Consider the following 8,568-nt stretch of genomic DNA (forward strand, 5'->3'; position numbering starts at 1 on the left):
GAAGTTTAGCGCCACCCCAGGCTCTCGCCATGACCGGGATCACTACCCTGACTGACGGTCATGGCGGGTTGGGGGAGGGGAGCTTTCTGCATTGCGTCGGGTAATTGTTGTACGCAGCTGTAGGAATTGTTGGTGTCTGCCGTCGGGCGACCTGGTCCCACGTTGCCGCAGCCGCTGTATCACGGGCGACCAGCCGATTCGCCGCGTCGCCGCGAGGGTGCCCTCAGGGCGGTCAGCGGCGATCCTACAGGGCTCGGCAGGTCAACCACGAGTGGTCTTATACTGCCCCGGCATCGCGCCATTACCCCGCCTACCAGCCGAGATTCATCAGGGAGCTTCAGGTTCATGAACGAAGTCCGCAGCATCAGCCAGGTCGCTGGCCTGATGGCCGACCCCAAGCGTAGTGCCATGTTATGGGCGCTGATCGATGGCACGCCGCGGGCGGCGGACGAACTGGCGCTGCTCACCGGCCTTAGTACGCCGTCGGCCTGCGCGCATCTGTCGTTGTTGTCAGCGGCGGGGTTGCTGCGCTTCGAGCCTCGTGGGCGCAAGCGCTATTTTCGCTTGGCCAACCCCGAGGTGGGCGCCGCGGTGGAGGCGCTTGCCAGCGTGCAATTGCAGGTGCGCGGCGCTGGGCGCAAAGGTGATGCCCTGCAGATCCCCCTGTCGATGCGCAAGGCGCGCCTGTGTGGCGACCACCTGGGCGGCGAGGTGGCGGCCGACCTGTTCCAGCGCTTGCTCGCCGACGGCTGGCTCGAAGGCAGCGAGGCGCAGTTGTGCGTAAGTGCTGAAGGCAAGGCGCGCTTGGAAGCCCTGGGGGTTTTCATCGACGCGCTGGTGCCGGATGGCAAGCGCGGTTGCGTCACCTGCCACTGCACCGAGTGGAGCGACCAGGGGCCACACCTGGGAGGCAGCCTGGGGCAGGCGTTGTTGCGGCTGTTCCTGCAGTCGGGCTGGGTCCGTGAGCAGGATGGCAACCGGGCGGTCCAGCTCACGCCGCCCGGATTGCAGCACATCAACGCCATCGCGCGGCTGCCGGCGCGGCAGGTGGGTTAGCGCACCAGGCGTGCGTCGAGGCTGTTCTGTGCCAGGCGCCGGGCCTGGTCCTGGGTCATGCCCAGATGCTCGTGCAGGGCCTGGAAGTTTTCCGTGACGTAGCCGCCGAAGTAGGCTGGGTCATCGGAGTTGACCGTGACCTTCACGCCACGCTCGAGCATGTCGAGGATGTTGTGCTGGCTCATGTGGTCGAACACACACAGCTTGGTGTTGGACAGCGGGCAGACGGTCAGCGGGATCTGTTCGTCGATGATGCGTTGCATCAGCCGTTCGTCCTCGATGGCGCGCACGCCATGGTCGATGCGCTGGATCTTCAGCAGGTCGAGGGCTTCCCAGATGTACTCGGGTGGGCCTTCCTCGCCGGCGTGGGCGACAGTCACGAAGCCTTCGCTGCGGGCGCGGTCGAACACGCGCTGGAACTTGCTTGGCGGGTGGCCTTGTTCCGAGCTGTCCAGGCCCACGGCGACGAAAGCGTCACGGAAGGGCAGGGCCTGGTCGAGGGTCTTGTGGGCTTCGTCTTCGCTCAGGTGGCGCAGGAAACTGAGAATCAGGCCGCTGCCGATACCCAGTTGTTCACGGCCATCCTTGAGCGCCTGGTTGATGCCGTTGAGCACCACTTCGAACGGGATGCCGCGGTTGGTGTGGGTCTGCGGGTCGAAGAACGGCTCGGTGTGGATCACGTTCTGCGCCTTGCAGCGCTGCAGGTAGGCCCAGGTCAGGTCGTAGAAGTCCTGCTCGGTGCGCAGCACATCGGCGCCTTGGTAATAGAGGTCGAGAAACTCCTGCAGGTTGTTGAAGGCATAGGCACCGCGCAGGGTTTCCACATCCGCCCAGGGCAGGGCGACTTTGTTGCGTTCGGCCAGGGCGAACAGCAGTTCGGGCTCCAGCGAGCCCTCCAGGTGCATGTGCAGTTCCGCCTTGGGCAAGGCGTTCAGCCATTCATACATGTGTGCAATCTCGATCAGGTACGGTTGGCCGACATTCTACAGGGCCTGGCCGGGCAATGCGCCCGGCCAGGCCCTGGTTCGTCAACCGGCGATCAGCTGGGCGGCGGCCTGGCGGTGGTTGGCGATCAGGCCCTGCACGTCGAGGCCCTCGATCTGGCCGTCGATGACCCGCCACTGGCCGCCGACCATCACCCGGTCGGCACGGTCGGCGCCGCACAGCAGCAAGGCTGAAAGTGGGTCGTGGCTGCCGGAGAAGCGCAGTTCGTCGAGCTTGAACAGCGCAAGGTCGGCCTGCTTGCCCACGGCCAGCTCGCCGATATCGCCGCGCCCCAGCAACTTGGCCGAGCCCCGGGTCGCCCAGCCCAGGGCGCGTTCCGGCGTGATCAGCTCGGCGCCGTAACGCAGGCGCTGCAGATACAGGGCCTGGCGCGCCTCGAGGATCATGTTCGAGGCGTCGTTGGAGGCCGAACCGTCCACCCCCAGGCCAACCGTCGCGCCTGCGCCATCCAGTTCCACGGTCGGGCAGATGCCCGAGGCCAGGCGCATGTTCGAGCTCGGGCAGTGGCAGATGCCGGTGCCGGCGGCGCCGAGGCGGGCGATCTCGTCGGGGTTGAAGTGGATGCCGTGGGCCAGCCAGGTGCGTGGGCCGAGCCAGCCGACGCTGTCGAGGTAGTCGACGGTTCGCAGGCCGAAGCGCTGCAGGCAGAAGTCTTCTTCGTCGAGGGTTTCGGCCAGGTGGGTGTGCAGGCGCACGTCCAGTTCCTCGGCAAGGTCGGCGCTGGCCCGCATGATCTCGGGGGTGACCGAGAACGGCGAGCAGGGCGCCAGGGCGATCTGGATGCGCGCGCCGTCGCCACGCTCGTGGTAGCTGTGGATAAGGCGCTGGCTGTCGGCGAGGATCACCTCGCCTTGCTGCACGGTCTGTTGCGGCGGCAGGCCGCCATCTTTCTCGCCCAGGCTCATCGAGCCGCGGGTGAGCATGGCGCGCATGCCCAGCTTGCGCACCGCCTCGACCTGCACGTCGATGGCGTTGTCCAGGCCTTCGGGGAACAGGTAATGGTGGTCGGCGGCGGTGGTGCAGCCGGACAACAGCAGCTCGGCCAGGGCGACCTGGCTGGCCAGCTCGAGCTTGGCCGGGGTCAGGCGCGCCCACACCGGGTAGAGGGTCTTGAGCCAGGGGAACAGGGGCTGGTTGACCACCGGCGCCCAGGCCCGGGTGAGGGTCTGATAGAAGTGATGGTGGGTGTTGATCAGGCCGGGCAATACCACGTGCTCACGGGCATCGAACACCTGGTCGCAAGGGGCGCTGGGGGCTTGGCCGGGGCCAAGCAGCTCGGTGATGCGGCCGTCTTCGATGACCAGCCCGCCACGGGCGTCGGCGGCGTTGGCGGTGAAGATGGCAAGGGGGGATTTCAACCAGGTACGGGTCGCAGGCATGGTGCCGGCTCCTCTGAAAGTGGGTTCAGGTTAGCCAGCTCAGTGTTGCCCTGTCTGCTGATCCAGGTTCGCCGCGGGGGCGAGGCTTGGAGTCTACTGCCTCGCTACGCGGCTTTCAATTCACCAGGTCAGCGTCTGGCCCTGGTAGTCGATGAAGCGCAGGCCGCCGTTGCCGCTGTGCGCCTTGACCTGCGCAAGCATGCCGCGGGTGCTGGTGAGCACGTCGATCTCGGCGTTCTCGCCGCCCATGTCGGTCTTCACCCAGCCAGGGTGCATGGCCAGCACGCACAGGTCCGGGCGCTGCAACTCGACCACGAAGCTGTTGATCATCGAGTTGAGCGCGGCCTTGCTGGCCTTGTACAGGCAGATCTCGCCGCCGTCGGGGATGGTCACGCTACCCAGGATCGAGCTCATGAACGCCAGTACACCGCTGCCTTGGCGTACCTGGCCGGCCAGGCGGCGGGCGACCCGGATCGGTGCCACGGCGTTGGTCATGAACAACTCGCCAAGTTGCAGCAGTTGCACGTTTTCCAAATTCTGGGGCAGCGGGCCCATTACCCCGGCGTTGACGAATACCAGGTCGAATACCTCGCCTTGCAGGCGTTGCTTGAGGCCGTCGAGTTGCGCGGTGTCGTTCATCTCCAGGCGCTCGATGCGCACACCGGGTACTTCGGCCAGCGCGCCGGGCTTTTGCGGATCACGCACGGTGGCGACGACGTTCCAGCCATCCTCGTGCAGGCGTTGCACCAGGCCGAGGCCCAGGCCTCGTGAGGCGCCGATGATCAGGGCGGTTTTCTGTGCGGTCATTGCGGGGCTCCTGAAAAGCTGAGTGCTGGCTCAGGAGCATACTCCAGAGCAGGGCTCGATGCCCGCCTGGTCAAGAAGTGATCAATGTTGCCGGAGCCCCGTGATTGCGGGGCCTGGCGCATTGCCTCACGGGTTATCCACAGGCTGCTCCACAGTATTTGTGTGCAAGCGCAACGCCTTGAAATAGGTTGTCCGGGGCGCTATTTCGCCCGCCGGCTGGGGATAACTAACTGACCCCGTTCGGTTTACCCGCCTGTCACACAGGTGTGATCAAAATATGATCAAAGCCTCGCAGGCCTTGCTGGTAAAGGCCTGTGGTGAAATGCCCCAAGCTTATCCACAGGCACGCCCACAGTGGTTGTGGGCAACCTTCAACGGCGCTCGAGCAGGATCCGCCCGCGGCTGAGGTCGGCCAGTTGCTGTTGCAGGGTATCCAGGTGCGTATCCCCCAGGGCGATCTGCAGCTCGACGCCATTGGCGGTGAACTGTTCGTCCAGTACCAGCCCATCCACCTCGGCCAGGCGCAGCTTGAGCAGCGCCAGCTCGCTGAAGCTGCAACTGCAGCTGAATTCGCTACGATGCACCAGCAGCCGCTTCGGCGCCTGCTGCAGGCACTTGTTGGCACCGCCGCCGTAGGCGCGGGCCAGGCCGCCTGTGCCTAGCTGGATGCCGCCATACCAACGGATCACCAGCACCACGACCTGATCGCAATCCTGGGCCTCGATGGCGGCGAGGATCGGCCGGCCGGCAGTGCCGCCGGGTTCGCCATCGTCACTGCTGCGGTACTGGGCACCGAGTTTCCAGGCCCAGCAGTTGTGGGTGGCCGCCAGGTCGCTGTGGCGTTCGATGAAGGCCATCGCCTCGGCAGCGCTGCTGATCGGGCCGGCGAGGGTGATGAAGCGGCTCTTGCGAATGTCCTCGCGGAACTCGCAGAGCTCGAGCAGGGTAGAAGGCATAGGTCCGGGTCAGGCGGGCGTGGTGATGCCGCAGCCTTTGAGAATGATGTGGATAAGGTTGTTGCTGGCGTCTTCCATGTCCTGCTTGGTCAGGCGGCTGCGGCCGGTGACCTGGCAGATCTGGGTGGCGAAGTCGGCATAGTGCTGGGTGCTGCCCCAGAGCAGGAAGATCAGGTGCACCGGGTCGACCCGGTCCATCTTGCCAGCGTCAATCCAGGCCTGGAACACCGCGGCGCGGCCACGGAACCAGTCGCGGTAGTCGGCGCTGAAGTACTCGCTCAGGCACTCGCCGCCGCTGATCACTTCCATGGCGAAGATCCGCGAGGCCTGCGGGTTGCGCCGGGAGAACTCCATCTTGGTGCGAATGTAGTGGCTCAGCGCTTCGGCCGGGTCGTCCTCGACGCTCAAGGCGTTGAAGGTGCTGTCCCACAACTCGATGATGTTGCTCAGCACGGCGATGTACAGGCCCAGCTTGTTGGTGAAGTAGTAGTGCAGGTTGGCCTTGGGCAACCCGGCCTTGAGCGCGATGGTGTTCATGCTCGTGCCCTTGTAGCCGTGGCGGGCGAATTCGTCTTCGGCGGCCTGGATGATGGCCTGCTCGTTCTTCTGGCGGATGCGGCCGGCGGGCTTGCCCGAGGCGGGGGAGCGATGCGCAGGGACTTCTAGGGTCATGGACGATTCCGGACGGGTCGTTACGAATGTCCGACAGATTACCTGCCTGTGCCGAAGTGACAAGCATTTGCGGCTCAGATGAGTATCAACGTGTCGCAGCCAGGTTTTGCAAAAAGCTTTCCAGCACCAGGTTCGGTCGCCGGCCCTTGCGGGTCACCCAGCTCAGGCCCAGGTCGTAGAAGCGCTGCGCAGGCTTGAGCGCGCGCAGGCGGCCTTGTTGCACCCAGAAGCTGGCGTAGTGGTCGGGCAGGTAGCCGATGTAGCGCCCGGTCAGGATCAGGAAGGCCATGCCTTCACGGTCCGAGGCGCTGGCGGTGCAGTGCAGGGCCTGGTAGTGCGCCTGGATATCGGCGGGCAGGCGGAAGGTTGGGGCGATGGCATCCTGGCTGTTCAGGCGCAGGTCGTCGACCTGCTGGTCATCGGCATAGAACAGCGGGTGGCCGACCGCGCAGTAGAGCAGCGAGCGCTCGCTGTACAGCGGCTGATACTCAAGCCCGGACAGCGGGCTGGTCTGTGGCACCACGCCGACATGCAGGCTGCCGTCGAGCACGCCATGCTCGACCTGGCTCGGGGCGATCATGCGGATCTGGATGCGCACGTCCGGGCCGCGGTCCTTCAACTCGGCCAGGGCGTGGGTGATGCGCATGTGCGGCAGGGTTACCAGGTTGTCGGTGAGGCCGATGTTCAGTTCGCCGCGCAAATGCTGGTGCAGCCCGTTGACCTCGGTGCGAAAGCTCTCCAGGGCGCTGAGCAGTTGCAGGGCCGAGTGGTACACCTCGCGACCTTCCTCGGTCAGCGAAAACCCCGCGCGCCCGCGCTGGCACAGGCGCAGGCCGAGCCGTTGCTCCAGGTCGTTCATCTGCTGGCTGATCGCCGAACGGCCGATGCCCAGAACGTTCTCCGCCGCCGAGAAACCGCCGCATTCCACCACGCTGCGGTAGATTTTCAGCAAGCGGATATCGAAATCGCTGACCTGAGCGAGGGGATCGGGACGTCGGCTCATATGTTTAGCCCGCTGCGGAATGAAGGTTAGAAATGTTGGGTTTTCTGGACTTTATCGCCGTGCCAATTTAGCTGCAACAACATCCATCGTTGCCTAATCGTCTTTCGAGGAACCGCCCGATGAACATGCCCGAGACCGTCCACACCGGTATCGCCAGCCAGCTCAAGCTGGACGCCCACTGGATGCCCTACACCGCCAACCGCAACTTCCAGCGCGACCCGCGCCTGATCGTCGCGGCCGAAGGCAATTACCTGGTCGACGACAAGGGCCGCAAGGTGTTCGATGCCCTCTCGGGCCTGTGGACCTGCGGCGCCGGGCACACCCGCAAGGAGATCAGCGAGGCGGTCGCTCGCCAGGTCGCCACCCTCGACTACTCGCCGGCCTTCCAGTTCGGCCACCCGCTGGCGTTCCAGTTGGCTGAGAAAATCGCCAACCTGGTGCCGGGCGATCTCAACCACGTGTTCTTCACCAACTCCGGCTCCGAGTGCGCCGACACCGCGCTGAAGATGGTGCGTGCCTACTGGCGCCTGAAAGGCCAGGCCACCAAGACCAAGATCATCGGCCGTGCCCGCGGCTACCACGGGGTGAACATCGCCGGCACCAGCCTGGGCGGCGTCAACGGCAACCGCAAGCTGTTCGGCCAACTGCTGGACGTCGACCACCTGCCGCACACCGTGCTGCCGGCCAACGTGTTCAGCAAGGGCATGCCGGAAGAGGGCGGTATCGCCCTGGCCGACGAAATGCTCAAGCTGATCGAGCTGCATGACGCCTCGAACATCGCCGCGGTGATCGTCGAGCCGCTGGCCGGCTCGGCTGGCGTGCTGCCACCGCCCAAGGGTTACCTCAAGCGCCTGCGCGAGATCTGCACCCAGCACAATATCCTGCTGATCTTCGACGAAGTGATCACAGGCTTTGGCCGCATGGGCGCAATGACCGGTGCCGAAGCCTTCGGCGTGACCCCAGACCTGATGTGCATCGCCAAGCAGGTCACCAACGGTGCCATTCCGATGGGCGCGGTGATCGCCACCGGCGAGATCTACCAGACCTTCATGAACCAGCCGACGCCCGAATACGCGGTGGAATTCCCCCACGGCTACACCTATTCGGCGCACCCGGTGGCCTGCGCCGCCGGTATCGCTGCGCTGGACTTGCTGCAAAAGGAAAACCTGGTGCAGTCCGCCGCCGCGCTGGCGCCGCACTTCGAGCAGCTGTTGCACGGGCTCAAGGGCAGCAAGAACATCGTCGACATCCGCAACTACGGCCTGGCCGGCGCCATCCAGATCGCCGCGCGCGACGGTGATGCCATTGTCCGCCCGTACGAGGCGGCCATGAAGCTGTGGCAAGCCGGCTTCTATGTGCGCTATGGCGGCGACACCCTGCAGTTCGGGCCGACCTTCAATACCCAGCCGCAGGAGCTGGACCGCCTGTTCGACGCCGTGGGCGAAGCCCTGAACAAGGTCGACTGATTTTTCCGTTTTTGACGTCAGGCGGGTGAACAGCACGCGCCTGCTTCTACCTTCTTTATCTGGAGTTCTGCATGAGCATTGTTCAGCACCTGATCCACGGCGAGCTGGTCACCAAGGGCGAACGCACCGCCGATGTCTTCAACCCGTCCACCGGCCAGGCCGTGCGCAAGGTTGAACTGGCCAGCCGCGCCACCATCCAGCAAGCCATCGACTCGGCCAAGGCC

Annotated in this window: 9 protein-coding genes (1 of these 9 cut by a window edge); 3 read left to right on the forward strand and 6 right to left on the reverse strand. The window is 65.1% G+C overall.

Annotated features, from left to right (window positions below; translation table 11 throughout):
- Positions 1–345: 345 nt before the first annotated feature.
- Positions 346–1,056 carry an ArsR/SmtB family transcription factor gene (locus KSS95_RS06130; RefSeq protein ID WP_217852546.1) on the forward strand — a complete coding sequence of 237 codons (711 nt, stop codon included), beginning with the start codon at positions 346–348 and terminating at the stop codon, positions 1,054–1,056.
- On the opposite strand, the gene KSS95_RS06135 is transcribed toward KSS95_RS06130, so the two are convergent.
- The 6 genes from KSS95_RS06135 to KSS95_RS06160 form a co-directional block, all read right to left on the reverse strand.
- On the reverse strand, positions 1,053–2,003 hold the full coding sequence (locus tag KSS95_RS06135; RefSeq protein ID WP_217852548.1) for an adenosine deaminase: 951 nt from the start codon (positions 2,001–2,003) through the stop codon (positions 1,053–1,055). The genes KSS95_RS06130 and KSS95_RS06135 overlap by 4 nt on opposite strands.
- Before the next feature lie 81 nt (positions 2,004–2,084).
- Positions 2,085–3,440: an 8-oxoguanine deaminase gene (locus KSS95_RS06140; RefSeq protein ID WP_217852549.1), complete on the reverse strand. Its 1,356-nt coding sequence runs from the start codon at positions 3,438–3,440 to the stop codon at positions 2,085–2,087.
- 120 nt (positions 3,441–3,560) lie between these two features.
- Positions 3,561–4,247: an SDR family oxidoreductase gene (locus KSS95_RS06145; protein WP_217852550.1), complete on the reverse strand. Its 687-nt coding sequence runs from the start codon at positions 4,245–4,247 to the stop codon at positions 3,561–3,563.
- Between the two features lie 371 nt (positions 4,248–4,618).
- Positions 4,619–5,203, reverse strand: coding sequence for an IMPACT family protein (locus tag KSS95_RS06150; protein WP_217852551.1), 585 nt, complete (start codon positions 5,201–5,203; stop codon positions 4,619–4,621).
- 9 nt (positions 5,204–5,212) lie between these two features.
- A complete protein-coding gene (locus KSS95_RS06155; RefSeq protein ID WP_186662637.1) occupies positions 5,213–5,875 on the reverse strand; it encodes a TetR/AcrR family transcriptional regulator in 663 nt (220 codons plus the stop codon).
- A gap of 85 nt (positions 5,876–5,960) precedes the next feature.
- Positions 5,961–6,878, reverse strand: coding sequence for a LysR family transcriptional regulator (locus tag KSS95_RS06160; RefSeq protein WP_217852552.1), 918 nt, complete (start codon positions 6,876–6,878; stop codon positions 5,961–5,963).
- 119 nt (positions 6,879–6,997) lie between these two features.
- Here KSS95_RS06160 and aptA point away from each other — a divergent pair, with 119 nt between their 5' ends.
- Together aptA and KSS95_RS06170 are read left to right on the forward strand one after the other, a co-directional pair.
- Entirely contained in the window at positions 6,998–8,344 is a 1,347-nt protein-coding gene (gene aptA / locus KSS95_RS06165) for an omega-aminotransferase AptA (protein ID WP_217852554.1), read from the forward strand.
- A 71-nt stretch (positions 8,345–8,415) separates the two neighbouring features.
- On the forward strand, positions 8,416–8,568 hold the 5' end (the start) of the coding sequence (locus tag KSS95_RS06170) for a CoA-acylating methylmalonate-semialdehyde dehydrogenase (protein ID WP_217852555.1). Its footprint extends 1,341 nt past the window's final position; the window shows 153 of its 1,494 coding nt (coding positions 1–153); it begins with the start codon at positions 8,416–8,418; its stop codon lies off the right edge, out of view.

This window comes from Pseudomonas muyukensis, assembly GCF_019139535.1.
Taxonomy (GTDB): Bacteria; Pseudomonadota; Gammaproteobacteria; order Pseudomonadales; family Pseudomonadaceae; genus Aquipseudomonas; species Aquipseudomonas muyukensis.

Bases quoted from the DNA above. Each gene is read 5' to 3' on its own strand.
- KSS95_RS06155 (WP_186662637.1), bottom strand. From the start codon at position 5,875: ATGACCCTAGAAGTCCCTGCGCATCGCTCCCCCGCCTCGGGCAAGCCC.
- KSS95_RS06145 (WP_217852550.1), bottom strand. From the start codon at position 4,247: ATGACCGCACAGAAAACCGCCCTGATCATCGGCGCCTCACGAGGCCTG.
- KSS95_RS06160 (WP_217852552.1), bottom strand. From the start codon at position 6,878: ATGAGCCGACGTCCCGATCCCCTCGCTCAGGTCAGCGATTTCGATATC.
- KSS95_RS06150 (WP_217852551.1), bottom strand. From the start codon at position 5,203: ATGCCTTCTACCCTGCTCGAGCTCTGCGAGTTCCGCGAGGACATTCGC.
- aptA (WP_217852554.1), top strand. From the start codon at position 6,998: ATGAACATGCCCGAGACCGTCCACACCGGTATCGCCAGCCAGCTCAAG.
- KSS95_RS06135 (WP_217852548.1), bottom strand. From the start codon at position 2,003: ATGTATGAATGGCTGAACGCCTTGCCCAAGGCGGAACTGCACATGCAC.
- KSS95_RS06140 (WP_217852549.1), bottom strand. From the start codon at position 3,440: ATGCCTGCGACCCGTACCTGGTTGAAATCCCCCCTTGCCATCTTCACC.
- KSS95_RS06130 (WP_217852546.1), top strand. From the start codon at position 346: ATGAACGAAGTCCGCAGCATCAGCCAGGTCGCTGGCCTGATGGCCGAC.